Genomic DNA, 22,129 nt, shown 5'->3' with positions numbered 1-22,129 from the left:
TTATTTACAGCATTTGCTGTTTTTTTAGTTTTTAAATTTGACGAAACGTCACAAAAGGAGAGTGTGATGCCATATCACAACGTTCAACAATACGCCCGTTCAGGGTGGGGTAAGCTACCAACGAATTACAGTGTATTGGTGATGCTTGCTACCGTTTTATTGATTGTCATAGCAACCATTGGAGGAAAAAATCTTTACTTTAGAGGAGATTACGACATCTTCTTTGATGGAACAAATGAGCAGTTACTTGCGTTTGATGAAATTCAAACCACCTTTGCAAAATCTGACAGTCTTGCTTTGGTTATAGCGCCAAAGAGCGGCACTGTTTTTACTCCTAGCACATTATCTCTTATTCAGCAGATCACTGACGAGGCGTGGCAAGTTCCATACTCCACCCGCGTTGATTCCCTCGCCAACTACCAGCATACCGAAGCGTTTGAAGATGATCTTCTTGTCGAAGATTTACTGTATAGCGAATATGAATTGACACCTCAACGAATAGAGAAAGTCAAAAGTATTGCGTTGAGTGAGCCGGTTTTGAAAAGTTCACTGATTTCTGAAAAAGGAGATGTCACGGTCGTAAACATTACGGTCCAACTCCCTGAAATAGATAAAACTGCTGAAGTACAAGAGGTGGTTGCTTACATAAACGGAATGATTGTGCGTTATCAGCAAGTGTACCCAGACACGGAATTCCACAAGGCTGGTATTATTGCAATGAACTACGCGTTTATGACCGAAGCCCAAGATGATAGCGCAACATTAGTGCCAACTATGTTACTAGTGATATTGGTGTTTCTGACCATCATGTTGCGCTCATTGCTTAGCGTCATCGCGACGCTCATCGTTATTATCGGCTCGGTTATGGTTACAATGGGCTTGTCAGGATGGGCTGGTATGTTCTTAAGCACGGCGACCGTTAATGTGCCTACCTTGGTGATGACGCTTGCCGTCGCAGACTGTGTACACATCATCGCGACAATGCGTCAGTCTATGCAAAACGGCTTTAGTAAAGCCCACTCTATTGAGCGAAGTATTGCGCTCAATTTCATGCCTATCTTGATTACCTCCATTACCACCGCGATCGGCTTTTTAATGATGAATATGTCGGATTCTCCAATCCTGAGAGATTTCGGCAACCTATCAGCCCTTGGCGTCATGGTTGCTTGTTTCCTTTCCATCACGTTACTTCCCGCCTTGCTTAATATCCTTCCGGTTACGGTGAAGTCGGATACTTCTGATGAAAGAAAGCACTTTATGGATCATTTAGGAGATTTCGTGGTGTCAAAGCGACATGCGTTATTGCCGTTGTCGGTGCTTGTTATTGTCGCGAGTGCGAGCTTGATTCCGCTGAACAAAGTCAATGATGAATCCGTCGAGTACTTTGGCCATAGCAATGAATTTCGCCGAGCGGCTGATTTTATGGAAGAGCGAATCAGTGGCATGGCGAACATCAGTATCGCGATAAAAACTAACGAATCGCAGGGCATTGCCGATCCTAATTTTCTCAATTCCGTGGGTAAATTTACTGACTGGCTAAGGTTGCAGCCAGAAACAGACCATGTTGCGACCTTGAGCGATGTTTATAAGCGCCTAAACAAGAACATGCATGGAGATGATCAGGCTTATTACTCGCTCCCTCAAGACAGAGAATTAGCGGCTCAATATCTGCTGCTTTATGAAATGTCACTACCGTATGGTTTAGATTTGAACAACCAAATCAATGTAGATAAGTCGTCGATCAAGATGGTTCTCACCGTGGAGAACTTGGGCAGCGTCGAGCTTGTTGATTTGGAAAATCGCATTTACCAATGGTTTAACGAAAACGCGCCTCAATATGATGTTGTTGCGTCTAGTCCTTCACTGATGTTTGCGCATATTGGTGAAACGAATATGGCCAGCATGCTGTCAACCTTGCCCATTACTCTTGTCTTAATCTCTGCATTACTGATCTTTGCCTTGCGTTCGTTCAAGCTTGGCTTAATTAGTCTTGTCCCGAATATTGCTCCTGCGCTTATTGGTTTTGGTATTTGGGCGCTGGTTTCTGGCGAGATTAACTTGGGATTGTCTGTCGTTGTGACATTAACGCTTGGTGTTGTTGTCGATGACGCCGTTCACTTTCTTTCTAAATATCAACACGCTCGTAAAGATGGCCACAGCGCGGAGCAAGCGGTTCGCTACGCCTTTCGTACCGTGGGGCGCGCACTCTGGATTACGACGGTCGTGCTTGTTGCTGGTTTCTCTGTTCTGGCGATGTCGAGCTTCCGTTTAAATGCCGATATGGGACAGTTGAGTGCCATTGTCATCTTTATTGCCCTTGTTGTGGATTTCATCTTTCTACCGACTCTACTGATGTTGTTTGACAAAGGCGTCTACGACGAGGTGGACCGCCGAAACAAGCTTAAATCAACTGACTCTCAAACCACGGCTGTTACTCAGTCATAACGAATCAAAGGATTGAACATGAATTTAGTAAAAAATGCCTTAAAAGTATCTGCACTTTCTGTCTCGCTTTTTATGAGTCATGCGGTGTTAGCGGATGAAGCGAAAGGATTAGAGATTGCTCAAGAGCGCAAAGCCCGTGATGAAGGGTGGGGGGATTCTGTTGCTACGATGCAAATGATTCTGCGAAACGCGCAAGGAGAAAGCAGCACACGTTTAATGCGCTTACAATCACTTGAAGTTGATGGCGATGGTGACAAAGGGCTCACGATATTTGATGAACCGAGAGATGTAAAAGGCACGGCGTTTCTCAACCATTCTCATACGGTGGGTGCCGATGACCAATGGCTTTACCTTCCTGCACTGAAACGTGTGAAACGTATTTCCTCGCGTAACAAATCAGGTCCTTTTATGGGCAGTGAATTCGCGTATGAGGATCTCAGTTCCTTTGAGATTGAAAAATACCGTTTCAACTACCTAAAAGATGACAGCATAAACGGGCAAGATGTTTTCGTCGTAGAGCAAATTCCGACCGATAAGAACTCAGGTTATACCAAGCAAACGGTGTGGTTAGATAAAGCGCATTATCGTCCACTTAAAGTTGAGTTTTACGACCGCAAAGGCTCTTTGTTAAAAACGCTTTCTTTTTCCGATTACAAGCAATATCTCAACCAATATTGGCGAGCGCACACTATGGCGATGACAAACCATCAAACAGGAAAAAGTACTGAGCTAACGACTAGCGAAATGCGTTTTAACACTGGATTACAAGACAATGACTTTCATAAGAATGTGTTGAAGCGAGTGAGGTAGTGGAGGAAAAATGAAGCGATTAAATGTTGGGTTGTTGCTTAGTGCAGCAGCCTTTTTTTACTCGATGCCTCTGACTGCCGTCGAGCTTGCAGGACAAGTCAATATTGAGCATCGTCAGTTTTTTGAAACGGGCTCTCAGGGTCAGAGCAAAGCGCAAACGTCATTGGTTTTGCAGCCAGAATTTTACTGGGAGATACAAAATGGTGATGCAAACTTTACTTTCACACCTTTCTATCGTCTGGATGGTCTAGACGATGAGCGAAGTCATGGCGACATACGAGAGGCACTTTATCTGAGTTATTGGGATGATTATGAGCTTCGAGTTGGGATTAGTAAGGTCTTTTGGGGAGTGACTGAATCAGCCCATTTAGTTGATGTAGTAAACCAAACAGATGCCATTGAAGCCGTCGATGGTGAAGATAAACTCGGTCAGCCGATGTTACATTTTACCTCTTTCAAAGACTGGGGCACCGTCCACGCAATGTTGTTACCTTACTTTAGGGAACGAACGTTTGCGGGTACAGATGGCCGCTTGCGAACCGAACCCGTTGTCTCTGATGATGCTATCTATGAATCAAGCAGAGAAGAGAAGCACGTAGATGTGGCTTTTCGATATTCGAAAATGCTTGGCGATTGGGACGTAGGCCTAAGCTATTTATATGGAACAAACCGGGATCCTTACTTTCGTTTAGAGTACGGAGAATTAAAGCCTTACTACGCTCTGATGAGTCATGTCGGTCTGGATGTGCAAGGAATCGTTGGCGATTGGTTATGGAAACTGGAAAGTATTTATCGAGATAGTGCTGATAATCATGTCGGTCTTGTGACGGGCTTTGAGTATACCTTCGTCGGTGCATTTGACACGGTTTGGGATGTGGGGGTTATTGGTGAGTACCTCTATGACAGTCGTGGGAACAACGCACAAACTATCGGTCAAAATGATGTGTTTGCAGGTATTCGTTGGGCGCTCAATGATGAGGACGGAACGGAAGTATTGACGGGAATTACGAAGGATTTAGATAACGATGATGTTTACAATGCTAAGTTAGAAGCATCGAGCCGAATATCGAATCACGTTAAGTGGCAAATTGATGCTTGGTTGTTTAAAAATGAAACACCAAATGATTTGCTCTACTTCGCTAGAGATGACGATTTTATCGAGCTATCTATTCAATACTATTTCTAAAACAAAAGGGCACAACTAAACGGCAGATTAACTAAAGATGACATTTTTGACGTTTTTGTGCTCTTTTTATTCAATAACCTCTTCTTTTCGTAATTCAATTTGGCATTGGTGCCCGGTTTGGCTACTATGTACAGCTATCAAAAAACCAATCACTCCCTTATGGACACTACCTACAGGTAGATGAGGAAACGATGCAACATCTAGAAGAGATCATTGCTAGCGCGAGCACTGCAATTGAAGCTGCCGAATCGCTAGTCGCACTTGATGAAGTGCGTGTTCAGTATCTGGGTAAAAAAGGTGAGCTAACTGCTCAACTTCAAAGCCTAGGCAAACTACCACCAGAAGAACGCCGTGAAACTGGTCAAGAGATCAATAAAGCGAAAGGCGTAGTTCAGCAAGCTATCGTAGCTCGTAAAGATGCACTACAACGTGCTGAGCTTGAAGCAAAACTAGCAGCAGAAACAATCGACGTAACACTACCAGGTCGTCGTATTGAAAACGGTGGTTTACACCCAGTAACTCGTACTGTAGAGCGTATTGAGAAGTTCTTTGGCGAACTTGGTTTTAACACCGAGGCTGGACCAGAGATCGAAGATGCATTCCACAACTTCGATGCGCTAAACATCGCAGCTGATCACCCAGCGCGTACTGACCACGATACTTTCTTCTTCAACCCAGACTTGATGCTTCGTACTCATACGTCAGGCGTACAGATCCGTACGATGGAAAATGGTAAACCACCATTCCGTTTCATCGCACCAGGCCGTGTATACCGTAACGACTATGACCAAACTCACACGCCAATGTTCCACCAAGTGGAAGGCATGCTGGTTGATGAGAACGTAAACTTTGCTCAGCTGAAAGGCATCCTGCACGATTTCCTATGTAACTTCTTCGAAGAAGAAGTAGAAGTACGTTTCCGTCCATCTTACTTCCCATTCACTGAGCCTTCAGCTGAAGTAGACGTGAAAGGCAAAAACGGTAAATGGTTAGAAGTACTAGGCTGCGGTATGGTTCACCCGAACGTGCTACGTAGCGTAGGTATCGATCCTGAAAAATACTCTGGTTTCGCATTCGGTATGGGTGTTGAGCGTCTAACAATGCTTCGTTACGGCGTGAACGACCTACGTGCGTTCTTCGAGAACGATCTTCGTTTCCTAAAACAGTTCAAGTAATCCAGAGGGTTCATCAACATGAAATTCAGCGAATCATGGCTTCGTGAGTGGGTAAACCCTGCGGTTACTACTGACGAGCTAACTCACCAAATTACAATGGCCGGTCTAGAGGTAGACGACGTTCTTCCTGTTGCAGGTTCTTTTACTGGCGTTAAAGTCGGTCACGTTGTTGAATGTGGTCAACACCCAGATGCAGACAAACTGCGCGTAACTAAAGTTGACGTGGGTGAAGAAGAGCTTCTAGACATTGTTTGTGGCGCACCTAACTGTCGCCAAGGTCTGAAAGTAGCAGTAGCAACAGTTGGTGCTGTTCTTCCAGGTGATTTCAAAATCAAAAAAGCGAAACTACGTGGCCAGCCATCTCACGGCATGCTTTGTTCATTCACTGAACTAGGTATCGACGTTGAGTCAGACGGTATCATGGAACTAGCAGAAGACGCAGTAGTCGGTACCGATTTCCGTGAATTCCTAGGTCTAGACGACGTAACAGTAGACGTAGACCTAACGGCAAACCGCGCTGACTGTTTCAGCATTCGTGGTCTAGCTCGTGAAGTTGGCGTACTAAACCGTGCTGACGTGACAGAGCCATTAGTAGAAGCAGTTGCCCCTTCAATCGACGATAAAGTGTCTATCGAAGTGAAAGCTCCTGCTGCGTGTCCTCGTTACCTAGGTCGTGTTATTAAGAACGTAAACGTTCAAGCTGAAACACCACTATGGATGCAAGAGAAACTGCGTCGTTGTGGTATTCGCTCTATCGACCCTGTAGTAGACATCACTAACTACGTTCTTCTAGAGCAAGGCCAACCAATGCACGCATTCGATCTAGCGAAGATCGAAGGTGGCATCGTAGTTCGTATGGCTGAGCAAGGTGAGAAGCTAACGCTTCTTGACGGCAACGAAGCAGAACTAAACGCAGATACACTAGTAGTTGCTGACCATAACAAAGCACTTGCAATCGCAGGTATCTTTGGTGGTGAAGAGTCTGGTGTAACAACTGAGACTAAAGACGTTCTACTAGAGTGTGCATTCTTTGCACCTGACCACATCCGTGGTCGCGCACGCAGCTACGGTCTGCACACTGACTCTTCAATGCGTTTTGAGCGTGGTGTGGATTACGCACTGCAAGTAAGCGCAATGGAGCGTGCAACACAGCTTCTTGTTGAAATTTGTGGCGGTGAAGTAGCACCTGTTGTTGCAGTAGAGTCTGAAGCAGACTTACCTAAGCCAAACAAAGTTGCTCTACGTCGTACTAAGCTAGACAACCTGCTAGGTCACCACATTGCAGATAGCGACGTAGTAGAAATCCTAGAGCGTCTAGGTTTGACTGTTGAAGCTTCAGAAGAAGGTTGGATGGCAGTAGCGCCAACATGGCGTTTCGATATCGCTATCGAGCAAGACCTGATTGAAGAAGTTGGCCGTATCTACGGTTATGACAACATTCCTAACCAACACCCAGCAGCAGCACTTAAGATGCACAACCACGTTGAAGCGGATCTTCCACTGAAACGCGTTCGTGATCTTCTTGTTGATCGTGGTTACCACGAAGCAATTACATACAGCTTCGTTGAGCCTGAGCAACAAAAGCTAGTTGTACCTGGTGTTGAGCCTCTAGTGCTTCCAAACCCAATTTCTGCAGACATGTCAGCAATGCGTCTTGGTCTTATCCAAGGTCTGCTGAACACGGTTGTTCACAACCAGAAGCGTCAACAGCCACGCGTTCGTCTATTCGAATATGGCCTACGTTTCATCCCATGTGAATCTGCAGAAAACGGCATGCGTCAAGAGCCTATGCTTGCAGGTGTTATTGCTGGTACTCGCGGTGAAGAACATTGGGATATCGAAACTAACACGGTTGATTTCTTCGACCTTAAGGGCGATCTAGAAGCGATTCTAGAGCTATCTGCGAACGAAAAAGCGTACTCTTTCGCTGCACTGTCACCTGAAAGCAAAAAAGCTAACCCAGCTCTTCACCCAGGTCAATCTGCGGCAATCATCGTAGACGGCAAAGAAGTAGGCGTGATCGGTACCGTTCACCCTGAGCTTGAGCGTAAGTTCGGCCTAAATGGTCGCACTATCGTATTCGAAATCGAATGGTCTGCAATCAACAGCAAAGTGATCCCAGAAGCGGTAGCACTTTCTAAATTCCCTTCAAACCGTCGTGATATCGCGGTAGTAGTGGATGAAGCTGTTGCATCTGGTGACATCGTTAACGCTTGTCTAGAGCAAGGTGGCGAGTTCCTTAAAGATGCGAAACTGTTCGACGTTTACGTAGGTAAAGGCGTTGAAGAAGGTAAGAAGAGCCTAGCAATCGCTCTGACTCTACAGTCACTTGAGCGTACGCTTGAAGATGCAGATATCGCTGGTGCGGTTGACGCTATCGTTGCTCACGTTTCTGAGATGTTTGGTGCGTCTCTGCGTGACTAATCTCGCGTAACGTATCTTCTTAAGAAATGAAAACCCTGCCAGTTTGGCAGGGTTTTTTATTTTTAGGATTACCTTATCGTTGTTCAAGTTCCATACTGCTCGCACCACCCCTCATGACTTTAAAATACTAGACCAAACTAGGGATGGCCCTTACCCGAGATTAGGAACGTATTGTTTTTCAGCTAATACACGCTAACGATAGCTTGTTGGCGGTTAGGCAGCGAGTGAGAGGGTATAGCTAAGCAGAAGAGGTAGCGTAAGAATGCTGAAAAAGTTGCCAAATAGTACCATTGACGCCACTTTCATGGGTTCTATATTCAGCCTTTCCGCAAATAGGTAATTCATGACGGCTGGCGGCAGCATTGTGAAGAGCACCATCATTTGCAATTGCATCGTTGGAAGGGGAATTAACCAATAAATAAGTGCAAAAGCGACAGCACCAGTTGCCAGTGACTGCACGGTACACAACACACCAATCTTTAAACCGTCCAACCTTAAATGACACATTTGTGCCCCCAGAGATAAAAGCATCACGGGTACGGCCGCTTGCCCAAGTAGAGCCGTGCCTTCGTATAAAGGCGCCCATGCACCCACATTTGACACGTTGAGAAACAGAGCCAACGACGCTGCTAAAAAGATTGGCATCTTGACTATTTGCTTAAAAGGGTTGCCATGACTAAGCAGCATTACGCCTAAGCTGATATGCAAGCATGCTGATACGACAAATAAAAGCACTGCTGACGACAGCGCAATTTCTCCAAACGTATAGGTAAACAAAGGAATAGCTAGATTTCCGCTATTGCGAAACATATGTGGTGGCGCCCAGGTTTTAAACGAGAGTGACGTCCATCGACATACCGGGATCATGAGTAGTGCGGGAATTAAAACCGCGACAATTGCCGCCAAAAGAAGCGGCCCCTGATTTGAATCGAGCGGCATACTAACGAGTGACGAAAATACCAGTGCTGGCGTAAATACCTCAATATTAATGCGGTTTATTGGGCGAAAGTCAGGCTTGATGTAACGACCGACCAAATAGCCAACTCCGACAAGAGCAAAAACAGGGAAAAGAATATTTATGATTTGATTAATCATGGTCGCCTAGAAGCAGTGTAAGAAGCTAATGAGGAAATACACGAACTTCCACATTATCAATCTTTATATATGGCGTCATCGTTAAACAGCGAGAAGCGTGGGTTTAATCAAGCTTTCTAAGCACAGTTGCAAAGTACAGGTGGTCATACCTTTTAATCTAATTGTTACGTATCGAGTTACATACAAATCACTGAATTTACGACAAGTTCTATGTCAAGTGTCTGTTAAATAACCAATATCTGATATTTTTATTAAATAGTGTTTAATGTTGATATTTAAACTACTTTTAGTTTTATAATCTGGATGTTTTTCCTGATAAAGATGAAACAAAAACAAAAATATCAAATTTCTGGCGTTTAACAATAATTTACGTAGTGCTATTCCTTTTGTTCGCCAAGAAAAAAGTTGGCGAAAATCATAAGCTTGTCATACACTTCCTGATGTAACCCCGATATGTTGTTGAATTGGTAGGGTAAAACTGCTCTGGCGCTACACTAACGTAGCATTGTTTAACATAGCTTTGAGGAAAGTTTTATGGCGCTCACAAAAGCCGAACTGGCAGAAAACCTGTTTGATAAATTAGGATTTAGTAAGCGGGACGCCAAGGAAACGGTGGAAGTGTTCTTTGAAGAGATTCGTAAGGCACTGGAAAGTGGCGAACAGGTAAAACTGTCAGGTTTTGGTAACTTTGATCTTCGTGACAAGAATGAACGACCTGGTCGTAACCCGAAAACTGGTGAAGATATTCCAATTACTGCTCGACGTGTAGTGACTTTTCGCCCGGGTCAGAAGTTAAAAGCTCGTGTAGAAAACCTGAAGAAAGTACAGTAAGCCGAATAAATGGATCACGCTAAGGCGTGGTCTTTTTTTTGCGTAAAATTCGTGTGCATACAAATGAAAACCACCGCAATGCGGTGGTTTTTCTGTTTATGAGAGACGCTTAATGATATCGGTTACGCCGCTTCTAGATGCGTTGTTAAGTATGGTTGCCATGCTTGTTGGTACAAGTTCTTAGACTGTGTACGCATGTTGCGAATAGAGGCAAGCTCTATTTCGCTTAGCTCACGTTTTTCCAACATCGCTTGACGTTCTAGTTTCTGGATTTTTTCGTATAGGTCGTGTTCGGGACCGCTTTTTACATCTGCGATTGCTTTCAAGTGCAGTTGAACTTCGGCTACTAGGTTTGTTTTTGGTAAACGAACGAGCAAGTTCAAGTCTCTATATCCTGAAGGGCCAGGTTTTTTGAATCGATTTTTTACTTTCACAATAGTTGTTTCACGCTCTAAAGTTTCATAAATGGAGACTAAGCTCGCGACGTCTTCAGCTACAATCGTTGCACGTGCTAGGTCAGTAATACGTTCAACTTTCCCACCTAATTCTAAAGCTATCTTTTCTTCTGCTCGTTGTTTGGATTTCACGCCTGCGAAGTATGGCTGAGCGTCATTAAGAAGTGCGGTACTTTTACAGATAGTTTCAAGTTCAAATTGCGCTTGGTGAGCTTTGCTGTAAAGAATGTCGAAGTCAGAATATGGCTGAGTTGGTGTGGTGTCGATTGACTGAATGCCATATAAACCGCTAAGGCTGTGTTTAAAAAGTTTCGAACAAACTTCGTTTTGGCTGGTTGAACGATTTTGTTCGCCATTAGGCGCAGGGGTAATTGGAAGTGCGGCAAATGCCGGTGCACGGCTAAGTACCAAAAGCATCAATGCTGTAGTACGAAGAAATAAGCTCATTCACTCTCCTTAACTTGCTTGTACTTAGAAAATAGGGAACATAAAGGTCGCTAAGTTCGGCAAATCAGGTACTAACTTATAAATGGGGCCATTACGAAAGATTCCAAGGTTTCAGTTTTATCTTGAAGTAGAATCGTGCGTTAGATCACCATTTCTCTTTTCTTTATTCTGATTATCAGATAAAGGCGCGTCTCCTATGAGACCGATTACATCCTATCACCGCAGTATTAACCAAAGATGAACGGCATAGACAAATTGAAAAAAAACGTTAGTCTTACCTCTCAAAATGAAAACAGCCGACAAGTAGAAAGTAAAATGAGAGACCAAGAATTTTGGCATAACAAATGGGCCAGCAATCAGATCGGATTTCACTTGGAAGATGTAAACCCGCTATTACCAGTATATTGGAAACACACTAATCCAAAGCGTGAAGATAAAGTGTTAGTTCCTTTATGTGGAAAGTCAGAAGACTTGATTTGGCTAGCGATGAAGCATGATTCGGTTGAAGGCGTTGAGCTAAGCCATATTGCTGTGCGTGCCTTTTTTGCTGAACATTTTTACACGCCAACGGTAACGCCTATTAATGGCATGCACGAGCTTTATCAATTTGATGAGCTCTCTATTTATACTGGGGACTTTTTCACTGCACCAGTATCTCAAGCCGATATCATTTATGATCGCGCCGCGTTGGTTGCTTTACCGCAAGATATGCGAGAGGAGTATGTAGAGCGTCTCAAGCAACTTTTGAACCCAGGCGGTCGTATTTTGCTTGTTACACTCAACTATCCTCAAGAAGAGATGGCGGGGCCTCCATTTAGCGTGCCGGTCGAAGAGATTGAGCAGTTATTTTCAGGTTACAAAGTTACTTGTTTGAACGTAGATGAAGCTGACGAGAATCATCCTAAAATTGCGAAAAAAGGCTTAAGTCGCTTCTCTGAAGAAGTGTACTTAATCGAGAGTGAATAGGCTCTCTTCGGTTTGGAACACGAAATAGCGCAGCAATTTGAGCTGCGCTATTTTTGTATGAGTGGTTCGTATTTAATAAATGATATTCACTTTTGAAGCACTTTCAACAGCATCTTGAACGGCTTCTTCGGTGGTTTTTCGTCGCGTAAGGACAACACCTAAACGGCGGCGACCATCGATTTCTGGCTTACCGAATAGACGAATTTGTGTTTGAGGTTGAGCTAAAGCTTTGCTTAGGTTTTCAAAGCGAATGTTTGTGGAAGTCCCTTGTCCAAGAATAACAGCAGACGCAGATGGGCCATATTGCACAATATTATTAATTGGCATTCCGGTAAACGCGCGCACGTGGAGAGCAAACTCAGACATTTCCTGTGAAATCATTGTAACCATACCCGTATCGTGAGGGCGAGGAGAGACCTCATTGAAAATGACTTTATCGCCTTTAACAAATAGCTCTACACCAAAGATGCCGTAGCCACCGAGCGCGTTTACCACTTTCTCAGCCGTGTATTCAGCTGCTTTTACTGCGTTTTCTGACATAGTTTGCGGTTGCCATGATTCGCGGTAGTCGCCATCTTCCTGACGATGACCAATTGGAGCACAGAAATGCACACCGTCAACGGCTCTGATGGTCAATAAAGTGATTTCGTAATCGAAGTCGATAAAACCTTCCACGATAACGCGACCTGCACCCGTACGCCCGCCTTCCTGAGCGTAATCCCATGCTTTTGTAACGTCGTCTTCGGTCTTGATAACACTTTGCCCTTTACCTGAAGAGCTCATCACAGGCTTCACCACGCACGGAATACCCACATGCTCAACCGCGGCTTTGAAGTCTTCAAAGTTATCTGCAAAACGATAAGGTGAAGTCGTCAATTCCAGTTCTTCTGCTGCCAAACGTCGGATACCTTCACGATTCATTGTTAGCCTGGTTGCCTTAGCGGTTGGAACAACATTCAGTCCTTTTTCTTCAAGCTCTACCAGTTTGCCGGTTGCGATGGCTTCAATTTCTGGTACGACGTAAGTAGGTTGTTCCTTCGTAATAACTTCTTCTAAGGCGTTCCCATCTAACATGTCGATAACATAACTACGGTGAGCGACTTGCATCGCTGGAGCATTGGCATAGCGATCACAAGCAATCACTTCTAAACCAAGTCTCTGGCATTCAATGGCGACTTCTTTACCGAGTTCGCCAGAGCCTAAAAGTAATACACGGGTAGCATTTGCGCTAGTTGCAGTGCCAAACATAGTGTTCCCTTACAAAATAGAGTGATGAGACAGAAATTGCAGGAGATCATACTGAAGTTTTATGACAAAGCAAACGTTTGCTTTTGGTTTTTAGGTAATAAAAAAGCTCTACATGTTGTAGAGCTTTTTGTTGAATTTGTCGTTTATACGTTGACAAAACTAAGCGGAATATCTGGATTCAACGCTTCCAACGTTGATTGCGTATCGGCTAAGTGACTGATCTTACCTTCAGAGTTTTCTACCAATGCAGCGGCTTTGATGCTGTCAAAGGTTTCACCCGCAAGTAAAACTTGGATTAGCGCAACTTGTAGCGGTGGCAAGCTAGGATTAAACGCTGCATTTTCTGCATAAGCGCCTTGGAATACACGGCCGCTAGTCATCTCTAATGCTAAACCACTCAAGTTGTTGGTGTATGGAGAGTGGCTCATGTTCATCGCTTCAACTGCACTTTGGATGAGTGCGTCTTCATCATCACATGAGAATTGGTGTTTAACTTCTGCCATTAAGCCGGACTCGATACCGAGATCGTTTGGTCCAAAGGCTTCAGGCAGGTATTCATGAAGTGACTTTTCTTCGCGTTCTGGGAGCTGGATTTTAAGCTCGTTTGCGGTAGATAACTCATTCATGAACTGGCGGCAGTGACCACATGGGCTGAAGTTGATAGTGATATCCTTAACACCACGTTCGCCTTTCATCCAAGCATGGCTAATCGCAGACTGCTCTGCGTGAACCGTTTGACCCAACTGTACACCAAAGAATTCCATGTTGGCACCGAAGTAAAGGCGACCTGAAAGACCACGAACGATAGCGCCGACATAAAAGTCAGAAAGGGGAGCATAGGAGTACGCTGCGGCAAAAGGAAGTAGCGCAACACGAAGCTCTTTGTCTGATAGACCGGTAGCTGAAAGCAACTGCTCAAATTGTTGAACTGAAAGCGTAGCATCAAAATCATCAGCTTGGATGATAGGAGCAAGTTGTTTGGAAAGTGCTTCTGGAGCGCCTGCTAGCGCCTGTTCAATGCGACTTTTCATGTTGAATCCTTGTTATTGCATGGACAGTTATTCTATGTGAAAGATAGAAATGTTCCGTGCGTTAGATCACGATAAATAATGCAATTGATAATTCTGTTACATAATTAGAGTGAGCTCACACATGTATTCGATTGCACAGGTGTGAAGCGTTATCTCCGTCTCACAATTAACCATATCAGTATATATTCATATGACCAAGGAGCAGGAGTATGTTACTAACGCGACTTTTACCGCTATGCTACTTTATACCTACGTAATCTAGAGCGAGTGGTAGCACCTAGAATGCTAATGCTATGAATGTATATCTCGATCAAGTCCCTTCACGATATTACTGGGTGAGGTTGATAGATAAGATAGGGTTTTGAAAAGGGTAAGGAAGAAGCGGAAAGGCTACGGCCTGCCGGAAGGAGGGCAGACCGAGAGCGCTTAACTATTGATATAGCCAGACAGCCAAAGCAAAAAAGCTTGGAGCCAAAATAGAAGTTATGATCCCACATAAAACCAATGCGAGTGATGAGAACGCGGCATCTATGGGCTGTTTCTCTGCACAAGTAGCGGTGCCTAAGGCATGAGAGACTGTACCCATTGTCAGACCACGTGCAATCGGGTGTTTAATTCCAATCAAATTGTAAATTGGGTATGCCAAAATTGCGCCCAATAAACCGACAATCAGAACCAAGATCGCTGCAACGGCGGCTTCACCACCGAGGTGACTCGATATTTCCATCGCTATTGGTGTAGTGACGGACTTACCCACTAGACTCGCGATTAAACTGATATCCGCTTTGAAAGCGACTGCGATCAAGGTGGTTGTCATCATCGACATCACACTGCCTACTGTGCAAGCAAAAGTGATGATTCGCCAGTTTGCTTTAATTTGTGGTAGTTGTTCATATAGTGGATAAGCCAGAGCAACTACGGCTGGTTGAAGTAAAAAACTGATCCCTTCGTTATCCGCATAATACGTTTCAAACGGTACATTTAAGTAAGTAAGCAAAGGAATGAGCACTGCAATACTGATCAGCAAAGGATTTGCTAGAGGATTATTCACTTTGATTGCAATTTGGCGCGCGACAAGAAAAACCGCAATGGTAACAACTAACCACATATCAGTGCTTCTCCTTTAACAAGTAGTCCAGCAGCCAAGCGAGGCTGACTAGTACAATGAGTGAGCCTCCAACTGCGCTAGCAATGATAGGGAGGGCATTAGCGAGTAGCATATCGAAATGTTGCATTAATCCCACGCTAATAGGAACGAACAATAAGATCATATAGCGGATAAATAGCGTGGCGCCCGGTTTGACCCAGTCGACTTTTACAAGCCCAAGAGTCATGGAGAAAAACAGTACGAGCATACCGATGACACTTCCTGGAACGGAAACGCCAGTGAACTTTTGAATGGTAATTCCGATGCCAAGTGCTCCCATGATGAGGAAGATTGAAATGAGCAGTTGGATCAGTTGTAAGAATCGTTCTTTAATCATTTTGACAGTATATAAACAACAAGCACACCATAAGGTGCGCTTGTATTAGGAGGAGTTAGGAAGCTAAGCTCTCTACATAACGGTACACGGATTTTAATATCGCAATCTTCTTTTCGTCACTTTCATGTTCGTGAACTAAGTTTTCTAAATTCAGCATGTACTCTTCAATTTGGCTTTCAAACACTTCTCGACAGTGTAGTGCCCAGCGTCTTTGTTCTTGCTCGTCTAATGTGCCTGGGAAGTTACGCGCACGATAGCGGAACAATAGAGGTTTAATGCGCTTGTCATCAAATTCAATATCTAATGCAGCAAGATTATTCGGATCGGTTTCGCGAATGATATCCATAGCTGCGCGATCGGCTGGAGAAAAGAACCCGTCGTAAAGTTGTGTATCGACGTCATCACTTTTATCGAATTTACGCTCGACTGAAAAGAGGCTAATCAGCTTTTCTCTAATTTCAGGATGTTGGCGCAACAAAGCGAGATTGGCGAGACATTGTTGGCGATCAATGCCAATAGACTCTGCATTTTCAGCCGTTAACGTTTTTGCAGGGGCGAGAATAGGGCATTTGTTCAAATGAACTAGTTTAACTGGCACTGGTAGCAATTCACCAAGATCTTCGCGCTTAGTGTAGAGTCTTTCGTGCAGCTCTTCTGCGGATAGCTCAAGAATAGGTTGAGGGTCTTTCGCTAAATCGATGGTGATAACGGCGTTATTATTGGTTGGATGCCAAGCAACAGGCACAATCCAGCTAGTGTACTGGCATTCGCGCCCTAGCATGCCTGAAACGTGCATCAACGGTGTCATGTTGACGATGTCGACTAAATCATTGAGCTTGCGCTTTTGGCGCATAGAAAAAAAGTAATCAAACAATTTTGGTTGCGCTGCTTTTACTTTCTTTGCCATTTCGATAGTCGCAACCACATCTGCCATGGCATCGTGCGCGTTACTATGTTCTATGCCGTTAGCCACAGACAAGTGTTCTAATTTAAAGCTAGTGAAGCCATCTTCGTTTTCTGGCCATTCTACGCCTTCTGGGCGAAGGGCATGGCACGCGCGTAGTACATCGAGTAAATCCCAACGTGAGTTACCGTTTTGCCAACTCCATGCGTATGGATCGATAAAGTTGCGATAACAAGTATAACGGGTCACTTCGTCATCAAAGCGAATGCTGTTGTAGCCTAAACTGGTAGTATTTGGTTTCGCGAGTTCAGCGTGAATCTTAGCGATAAACTCTGGCTCAGAAAGGCCTTCTTGAACCGTTTTTTGCGGAGTAATACCAGTAATAAGTGCAGCTTCAGGAGACGGAAGATAATCAGCAGGTGGCTGGCAGTACATGACTAAAGGCTCGCCGATGATATTAAAGTTTTCATCTGTACGAACACCCGCAAACTGGCTTGGGCGATCTTTCGCGGGGTTGGTTCCCCATGTCTCATAATCAAAGAAGAAAAAAGTGGGCTGATTATCTTGGTGCATTCTGCTTACCGTTTACAAAACCGATGACAGTATTAGACCATTCAACGCCTTGACTAGCAACGAAAGATGCAAGTTGAATTTTTGAAAATGAAAAAAGCCGATGGCGAACCATCGGCTTGATATTTTACGTTATATCGCTTTGGAAGGAATTTGAGCTCTATGCTCGTGTTTCTTCCAATGTTGCTTCACTTTCTGGTGACTTCAGCACTCGACTAGCAATTGTACCCGCAGTCATTGAACCTGAAACGTTTAGTGCGGTACGTGCCATGTCAATCAATGGTTCAATAGAGATAAGCAGCGCCGCGATGGTCACAGGTAAGCCCATTGCAGGAAGAACAATCAAGGCTGCAAACGTCGCACCGCCGCCGACACCTGCAATACCAAATGAGCTGATGGTGATAATCGCAATCAATGACAGGATAAAGTGAAGATCCAGAGGGTTGATACCCATTGTCGGAGCTACCATCACTGCAAGCATTGCAGGATAGATACCCGCACAGCCGTTTTGGCCGATAGTGGCACCAAACGATGCTGATAGGTTTGCAATCGCTGGTGGTACGTTAAGCTTGGTGATTTGCGCTTCTACGTTTAGTGGAATTGTTGCTGCTGAGCTACGGGATGTAAACGCGAAGGTCAGTACAGGCCAGATTTTCTTAAAGTATTCCGCAGGGCTAACGCCAACAAAAGAGACCAATACGCCATGAACAACAAACATCAGTGCGATAGCAACATAAGACGCCACAATAAAGCCAAGTAGGTTTAGGATGTCGCCTGCGCTTGATGTCGCTACCACTTTTGCCATCAGTGCTGCGATGCCGTATGGCGTTAGGGCCATGATCATCTTCACTAGTCGCATAACGATAGATTGAGCAGCTTCTACGAAAGTACGAATCGGTGATTCCAACTCTGCTTTTTCCATCATCACTTTACGAGCGGCGATACCAGTTAACACGCCGAAAATCACAACAGCGATAATTGATGTCGAGCGAGCACCTGTTAGATCAGCAAATGGGTTGGTTGGAATGAAGCTAACTAGCATTTGAGGAATAGTTAAGTCACTTACTGTACCGGCACGGCTTTCTAAAACGGCGATACGAGCGGTTTCACGCGCACCTTCAGTTAACCCTTCTGCTGACAGGCCAAATGTTGTTGTCACCAAGATACCGATAAGTGCAGCAATTGCAGTCGTTACTAGAAGAACAGAGATGGTCAGGCCAGAAATTTTACCTAAAGATCCACCTTTCTCCAATTTAACAACTGCAGAGATCATCGATACCAATACTAGTGGCATGATGACCATTTTCAGTAGACCAACGTAGCCACTGCCTACAATGCCTACCCATTCAAGTGTTTGAGCAATTGCGCTGTTGCCTTCACCGTGAATGAGTTGCAAAGCAAGACCAAAAAGAGAACCGGTAACAAGACCGATCAAAACGAGACGTGAAAGAGTATGTTTCTTTTGTTGCTGACTAAATAGAAAGAACAATATGCCAACAAAGACGGCTAGAGAGGCTATCACTGCAAAATTCATAATTTGACCTTATCAACCAACCGAAGTGGCGGTTGTTTTTTATACGGGGTTTTATACGGATGTATTTATGGAGCGTAAGATAACGCTCGTGATATAACTTTAAAAATGACAAACGGGTATTAGCTAGATCTAAAATGAATATAAAAACGAGATCTAAGTCGCGTGAGAGCGTGAATTAGCACGTTAATTGTACAAAATGGTTATTCGTAGTGATGCAGTAAGTCACGCATTTCTTTCCTTTGTAAGTAAACCACCGAGTCTTCTTGATAACTGAAAAGTTGATAAATCATCGCTTTGGCGACATCTTCTGCTCGAATCGGTAAAAAGTTGGACAGTTTGCCAAGCATAAGTGGGCGAATTACCTTAAACAGAGTTTGTACTAACTTCTCGTCCATTCTTGGGCTTTGACGTTGACCAACAAGCGGGCCTGGGCGAACAAATACGATTTCCTCAAAATCCATAGCTTCGATTCGTTGTTCCATTTGTCCTTTACAAGCTAAGTAATGGGATGGCGATTTACTATTTGCACCGAGGCTAGAAACAACCGCAAGGCGTTTAACTCCGATTGTTTTCATCTGCTGGGCGACTTTACACACCAGATCAACATCTACTCTACGCAAATTATCCTTACTGCCTGCTTGCTTAAGGGTCGTGCCTAAACAGATAAAGCCGATGGTTGGTGTTGGTTGGTTCTCATCCCATTGGTGGATAGAAAGGTCTGCATCAATGAGAGGAATAAGCTTGTTTTCCACATCTAGGACGCCATCGAGTGGGCGGCGAGAAAGATAATATAGGGTTCCAACACCTGATTGATTTATGAGGTTTGCAATGACTTTTGAGCCTACTAAGCCAGTTGCACCGGCGATGATTGCGCAGGTGTTGTTATCCATATCTTTTCTCCTATATGGGAACATAGTCTAAGCTATTGTAGCGGATTTCAACGAGTTACTTATAATCTCGTGCAAGAAAGGTGAGACGCTCTGCGAACTCGGCAGACTATCCTGAGATAAACTTGATTAGCGCTGCCCCAATTGGATGCAAGTGTATACAATAGTGGGCGCGCAAAAACTGTCGCTGAACAAGACCTCTTGAACAACAGAACACCTCTCACCCAGACAACATCAAAGGAACGTAAAAAATGGATGACTCTTTTGCTGCGGAGATACAAGCACGCATAGATAACAAAACCAAACCCGTCGGTTCTTTAGGCTTATTGGAAAAGGTGGCACTGCAGTTAGCTCTTATTCAAAGTCAGAATAAACCTCAGCCAGTTGATTCCATCGCTATCTGCAAACCAAGCATGCTGGTATTTGCTGGAGATCACGGCGTTGCAGAGGAGGGTGTGAGCATTGCGCCAAGCGAAGTCACTCAGCAAATGGTGGCTAACTTTCTCGCTGGCGGCGCAGCCATCAACTGTTTTTGCGATATTAATGGCATTCAACTCAAAGTAATAGATTGCGGCATGTTGGCTCCTATTGATGTGCTGGTTCCAGAATTTAAATCCCATCCCAACTTGGTTGAACAACGGTTGGGTAACGGTACGGCTAATTTTTCTAAACAATCAGCGATGTCCCCAGAACAAGTGGCGTTAGGTTTAGAATATGGTGCGAAGATTGCTGAGCAAACCATTTTGCATGGTTCAAACCTCTTGATGTTCGGTGAGATGGGCATCGGTAATACCAGTTCGGCCTCAGCACTGTTATCGGCACTGAGCTCATTAGATATTGATTATTGTGTTGGCGTTGGCACTGGAATCAATCAACAGCAGTTGAGCAGCAAATATAAACTGGTAGCACAGGGGGTAAACCGATGTCGAGGTCTTGATACCAAAGCGATTCTTGCACAGGTTGGAGGTTTTGAAATCGTACAAATGGTGGGCGCTTTTTTAGAAGCCAAGCGGCTTAAAACTCCAGTTTTAGTGGATGGGTTTATCGTATCGGTAGCGGCTTATATTGCGACGTTGCTAGATGAAGAAACGCGTGAATACATGTTGTTTGCCCATCGCTCTGAAGAAAATGGACATAAATTTGTATTGGAACATCTTAAAGCAGAACCTCTGCTCGACCTTGGTTTACGGCTAGGGGAGGGAACAGGAGCCGCTCTTGCCTTACCCTTGTTAAAAGCTGCCGCTCAGTTTTACAACAAAATGGCGAGCTTCGAGAGTGCAGGAGTTACAGTATAGTGTCAGTCCCTGATAATTCTGAGAAAGTCACGCCGTCATCGTTAAGATACCAGTGGGAGTTATTTCTATTAGCTACCAGTTTTTTTAGCCGCTTACCCGTGCCCCAAGCGTTGCCTTACAGTGAAGAACGCATGAATCAGGCAGGCCGTTACTTCGCGTTAGTTGGTCTCGTGCTTGGAGCACTTTGCGCTTTGGTATTCTCGCTCACCTCAATTTTTTTCCCAGAGTCGGTTGCCATAGTATTAACGATGGTGTTTAGCTTATTGTTAACTGGGGCTTTTCACGAAGACGGCTTGACCGATATGGCGGATGGCATTGGCGGTGGCATGACCGTAGAGCGACGCCTCTCTATTATGAAAGACAGTCGTATTGGCACTTATGGTGCCGCCACTCTCATTATGGCGTTATTGGCTAAGTATGTTTTTTGGAGTGAACTGGCTAACTTGCCGCACTTTTGGTTGGTCATTGTCGTCGCTTACACCGCAAGCCGAGCACTAGCAGCGACGCTTATTTATGACATGCCTTATGTCAGTGACAGTGATACGTCGAAAAGTAAACCGCTAGCAAGTCGCCAGTCTTCTCTAGAAGTCTCCATTTTGTTGTTTACTGGTGGCGTAACATTGCTTGTGCTTGGTTTCGCGGATGCGATCTTGATATCGCTTGTTCTCGTGGTATTTCGTTTGATGTTCAAACGTTGGTTAACCAAGAGAATTGGCGGCTTTACGGGGGATTGCCTTGGCGCAGCGCAACAGTTGTCGGAACTGCTTATTTATCTCACTATGATTGGGTTGTATCACTCCTCATGAAGCAATTGATACTCGGTGGCGCGCGCTCTGGGAAGTCGCATTTGGCAGAAAAAACAGCTAAGCAATTATCGGTCGCTTCTCATCGATCATTACACTATGTTGCAACCGCGCTGCCATTTGACCAAGAAATGCGAGAGCGAATAGCGCATCATCAAAAGCAACGCGGGGGCGAGTGGCAAGAGCATGAATGCCCCCTTCATTTATCTGAGTTACTGACAAATTTCGCTACCACCGATGTTGTATTGGTCGACTGTTTAACCTTGTGGCTCAACAATTGGATATTTGAGTTAGGTGATGAATGTTCCCATGAGAAGCTAGAAGCAGAAATTGAAAAGCTTATAAAGATGGTACGTGGCTCAGATGCGACGTTAATATTCGTCTCTAATGAGGTTGGAATGGGCATTGTGCCTTTGGGGGCGGTTAGTCGTTATTTTGTGGATAATGCAGGACGGATGAATCAAAAACTAGCCAGTGTTTGCCATCGCGTTACCTTTGTTGCTGCTGGTTTGCCGTTGGTTCTTAAAGAGTAGGATGGA

General features: G+C 44.5%; 19 protein-coding genes. 10 read left to right on the top strand and 9 right to left on the bottom strand.

The window, feature by feature from the left end; all coding sequences use genetic code 11:
- Nucleotides 1-66: 66 nt before the first annotated feature.
- From NL626_RS01610 to pheT, 5 genes are all read left to right on the top strand, one after another.
- Entirely contained in the window at nucleotides 67-2,445 is a 2,379-nt protein-coding gene (locus tag NL626_RS01610) for an RND family transporter (RefSeq protein ID WP_253656927.1), read from the top strand.
- A gap of 18 nt (nucleotides 2,446-2,463) precedes the next feature.
- Nucleotides 2,464-3,255, top strand: a complete 792-nt coding sequence (locus NL626_RS01605) for an outer membrane lipoprotein-sorting protein (RefSeq protein ID WP_042521954.1) — start codon at nucleotides 2,464-2,466, stop codon at nucleotides 3,253-3,255.
- Nucleotides 3,256-3,319: 64 nt separating this feature from the next.
- Complete coding sequence (locus tag NL626_RS01600) at nucleotides 3,320-4,441, top strand: hypothetical protein (protein WP_253657047.1); 1,122 nt, start codon at nucleotides 3,320-3,322, stop codon at nucleotides 4,439-4,441.
- A 191-nt stretch (nucleotides 4,442-4,632) separates the two neighbouring features.
- Nucleotides 4,633-5,616: a phenylalanine--tRNA ligase subunit alpha gene (gene pheS, locus NL626_RS01595; RefSeq protein ID WP_253656926.1), complete on the top strand. Its 984-nt coding sequence runs from the start codon at nucleotides 4,633-4,635 to the stop codon at nucleotides 5,614-5,616.
- An 18-nt stretch (nucleotides 5,617-5,634) separates the two neighbouring features.
- On the top strand, nucleotides 5,635-8,040 hold the full coding sequence (gene pheT / locus NL626_RS01590) for a phenylalanine--tRNA ligase subunit beta (RefSeq protein WP_253656925.1): 2,406 nt from the start codon (nucleotides 5,635-5,637) through the stop codon (nucleotides 8,038-8,040).
- Between the two features lie 213 nt (nucleotides 8,041-8,253).
- Here pheT and NL626_RS01585 read toward each other — a convergent pair whose 3' ends face one another.
- The gene (locus NL626_RS01585) at nucleotides 8,254-9,135 is read right to left on the bottom strand and encodes an AEC family transporter (protein ID WP_237305955.1); all 882 of its coding nucleotides are present in this window, start codon (nucleotides 9,133-9,135) and stop codon (nucleotides 8,254-8,256) included.
- A gap of 534 nt (nucleotides 9,136-9,669) precedes the next feature.
- Between NL626_RS01585 and ihfA the strand changes: the two genes are divergently transcribed.
- On the top strand, nucleotides 9,670-9,966 hold the full coding sequence (gene ihfA / locus NL626_RS01580; RefSeq protein ID WP_005377899.1) for an integration host factor subunit alpha: 297 nt from the start codon (nucleotides 9,670-9,672) through the stop codon (nucleotides 9,964-9,966).
- 122 nt (nucleotides 9,967-10,088) lie between these two features.
- On the opposite strand, the gene NL626_RS01575 is transcribed toward ihfA, so the two are convergent.
- Entirely contained in the window at nucleotides 10,089-10,868 is a 780-nt protein-coding gene (locus NL626_RS01575) for a phosphoribosylglycinamide formyltransferase (RefSeq protein WP_053350422.1), read from the bottom strand.
- 315 nt (nucleotides 10,869-11,183) lie between these two features.
- Between NL626_RS01575 and NL626_RS01570 the strand changes: the two genes are divergently transcribed.
- A complete protein-coding gene (locus NL626_RS01570) occupies nucleotides 11,184-11,834 on the top strand; it encodes a thiopurine S-methyltransferase (protein ID WP_031778984.1) in 651 nt (216 codons plus the stop codon).
- A 72-nt stretch (nucleotides 11,835-11,906) separates the two neighbouring features.
- Here the strand turns inward: NL626_RS01570 and purT are convergent, their stop codons facing one another.
- From purT to NL626_RS01535, 7 genes are all read right to left on the bottom strand, one after another.
- Nucleotides 11,907-13,082 carry a formate-dependent phosphoribosylglycinamide formyltransferase gene (purT, locus tag NL626_RS01565; RefSeq protein ID WP_253656924.1) on the bottom strand — a complete coding sequence of 392 codons (1,176 nt, stop codon included), beginning with the start codon at nucleotides 13,080-13,082 and terminating at the stop codon, nucleotides 11,907-11,909.
- A gap of 143 nt (nucleotides 13,083-13,225) precedes the next feature.
- Nucleotides 13,226-14,113 carry a cytidine deaminase gene (gene cdd, locus NL626_RS01560; protein WP_005377892.1) on the bottom strand — a complete coding sequence of 296 codons (888 nt, stop codon included), beginning with the start codon at nucleotides 14,111-14,113 and terminating at the stop codon, nucleotides 13,226-13,228.
- 430 nt (nucleotides 14,114-14,543) lie between these two features.
- Nucleotides 14,544-15,221, bottom strand: a complete 678-nt coding sequence (locus tag NL626_RS01555; RefSeq protein WP_005377888.1) for an LrgB family protein — start codon at nucleotides 15,219-15,221, stop codon at nucleotides 14,544-14,546.
- Between the two features lies 1 nt (nucleotide 15,222).
- Nucleotides 15,223-15,597, bottom strand: coding sequence for a CidA/LrgA family protein (locus NL626_RS01550; protein WP_005397786.1), 375 nt, complete (start codon nucleotides 15,595-15,597; stop codon nucleotides 15,223-15,225).
- Between the two features lie 55 nt (nucleotides 15,598-15,652).
- Nucleotides 15,653-17,074 (bottom strand): exodeoxyribonuclease I, encoded by a 1,422-nt coding sequence (gene sbcB, locus NL626_RS01545; RefSeq protein ID WP_085569561.1) that lies wholly within the window; start codon nucleotides 17,072-17,074, stop codon nucleotides 15,653-15,655.
- A 157-nt stretch (nucleotides 17,075-17,231) separates the two neighbouring features.
- Nucleotides 17,232-18,605 (bottom strand): L-cystine transporter, encoded by a 1,374-nt coding sequence (locus NL626_RS01540; protein WP_047100707.1) that lies wholly within the window; start codon nucleotides 18,603-18,605, stop codon nucleotides 17,232-17,234.
- Nucleotides 18,606-18,805: 200 nt separating this feature from the next.
- A complete protein-coding gene (locus NL626_RS01535) occupies nucleotides 18,806-19,495 on the bottom strand; it encodes an NAD(P)H-binding protein (protein ID WP_253656923.1) in 690 nt (229 codons plus the stop codon).
- A 248-nt stretch (nucleotides 19,496-19,743) separates the two neighbouring features.
- Here NL626_RS01535 and cobT point away from each other — a divergent pair, with 248 nt between their 5' ends.
- The 3 genes from cobT to cobU are packed head-to-tail and all read left to right on the top strand — an operon-like array spanning nucleotide 19,744 to nucleotide 22,123.
- Nucleotides 19,744-20,787, top strand: a complete 1,044-nt coding sequence (cobT, locus tag NL626_RS01530) for a nicotinate-nucleotide--dimethylbenzimidazole phosphoribosyltransferase (protein WP_253656922.1) — start codon at nucleotides 19,744-19,746, stop codon at nucleotides 20,785-20,787.
- On the top strand, nucleotides 20,787-21,593 hold the full coding sequence (locus NL626_RS01525) for an adenosylcobinamide-GDP ribazoletransferase (protein ID WP_115385892.1): 807 nt from the start codon (nucleotides 20,787-20,789) through the stop codon (nucleotides 21,591-21,593). Before cobT ends, NL626_RS01525 begins: the two co-directional genes overlap by 1 nt.
- On the top strand, nucleotides 21,590-22,123 hold the full coding sequence (cobU, locus tag NL626_RS01520; protein WP_025766771.1) for a bifunctional adenosylcobinamide kinase/adenosylcobinamide-phosphate guanylyltransferase: 534 nt from the start codon (nucleotides 21,590-21,592) through the stop codon (nucleotides 22,121-22,123). The genes NL626_RS01525 and cobU overlap by 4 nt, the downstream gene beginning before the upstream one ends.
- The last annotated feature ends 6 nt before the right edge of the window (nucleotides 22,124-22,129 follow it).

Origin of the sequence: Vibrio sp. Y58_MX_L22 (assembly GCF_024181865.1) — a bacterium.
Classification (GTDB): domain Bacteria; phylum Pseudomonadota; class Gammaproteobacteria; order Enterobacterales; family Vibrionaceae; genus Vibrio; species Vibrio alginolyticus.
Note: the sequence above shows the minus strand (reverse complement) of the source record. Positions and strands in the feature narration are given on the sequence as shown.

Bases quoted from the DNA above. Each gene is read 5' to 3' on its own strand.
- NL626_RS01610 (WP_253656927.1), top strand. From the start codon at position 67: ATGCCATATCACAACGTTCAACAATACGCCCGTTCAGGGTGGGGTAAG.
- NL626_RS01605 (WP_042521954.1), top strand. From the start codon at position 2,464: ATGAATTTAGTAAAAAATGCCTTAAAAGTATCTGCACTTTCTGTCTCG.
- NL626_RS01600 (WP_253657047.1), top strand. From the start codon at position 3,320: ATGCCTCTGACTGCCGTCGAGCTTGCAGGACAAGTCAATATTGAGCAT.
- pheS (WP_253656926.1), top strand. From the start codon at position 4,633: ATGCAACATCTAGAAGAGATCATTGCTAGCGCGAGCACTGCAATTGAA.
- pheT (WP_253656925.1), top strand. From the start codon at position 5,635: ATGAAATTCAGCGAATCATGGCTTCGTGAGTGGGTAAACCCTGCGGTT.
- NL626_RS01585 (WP_237305955.1), bottom strand. From the start codon at position 9,135: ATGATTAATCAAATCATAAATATTCTTTTCCCTGTTTTTGCTCTTGTC.
- ihfA (WP_005377899.1), top strand. From the start codon at position 9,670: ATGGCGCTCACAAAAGCCGAACTGGCAGAAAACCTGTTTGATAAATTA.
- NL626_RS01575 (WP_053350422.1), bottom strand. From the start codon at position 10,868: ATGAGCTTATTTCTTCGTACTACAGCATTGATGCTTTTGGTACTTAGC.
- NL626_RS01570 (WP_031778984.1), top strand. From the start codon at position 11,184: ATGAGAGACCAAGAATTTTGGCATAACAAATGGGCCAGCAATCAGATC.
- purT (WP_253656924.1), bottom strand. From the start codon at position 13,082: ATGTTTGGCACTGCAACTAGCGCAAATGCTACCCGTGTATTACTTTTA.
- cdd (WP_005377892.1), bottom strand. From the start codon at position 14,113: ATGAAAAGTCGCATTGAACAGGCGCTAGCAGGCGCTCCAGAAGCACTT.
- NL626_RS01555 (WP_005377888.1), bottom strand. From the start codon at position 15,221: ATGTGGTTAGTTGTTACCATTGCGGTTTTTCTTGTCGCGCGCCAAATT.
- NL626_RS01550 (WP_005397786.1), bottom strand. From the start codon at position 15,597: ATGATTAAAGAACGATTCTTACAACTGATCCAACTGCTCATTTCAATC.
- sbcB (WP_085569561.1), bottom strand. From the start codon at position 17,074: ATGCACCAAGATAATCAGCCCACTTTTTTCTTCTTTGATTATGAGACA.
- NL626_RS01540 (WP_047100707.1), bottom strand. From the start codon at position 18,605: ATGAATTTTGCAGTGATAGCCTCTCTAGCCGTCTTTGTTGGCATATTG.
- NL626_RS01535 (WP_253656923.1), bottom strand. From the start codon at position 19,495: ATGGATAACAACACCTGCGCAATCATCGCCGGTGCAACTGGCTTAGTA.
- cobT (WP_253656922.1), top strand. From the start codon at position 19,744: ATGGATGACTCTTTTGCTGCGGAGATACAAGCACGCATAGATAACAAA.
- cobU (WP_025766771.1), top strand. From the start codon at position 21,590: ATGAAGCAATTGATACTCGGTGGCGCGCGCTCTGGGAAGTCGCATTTG.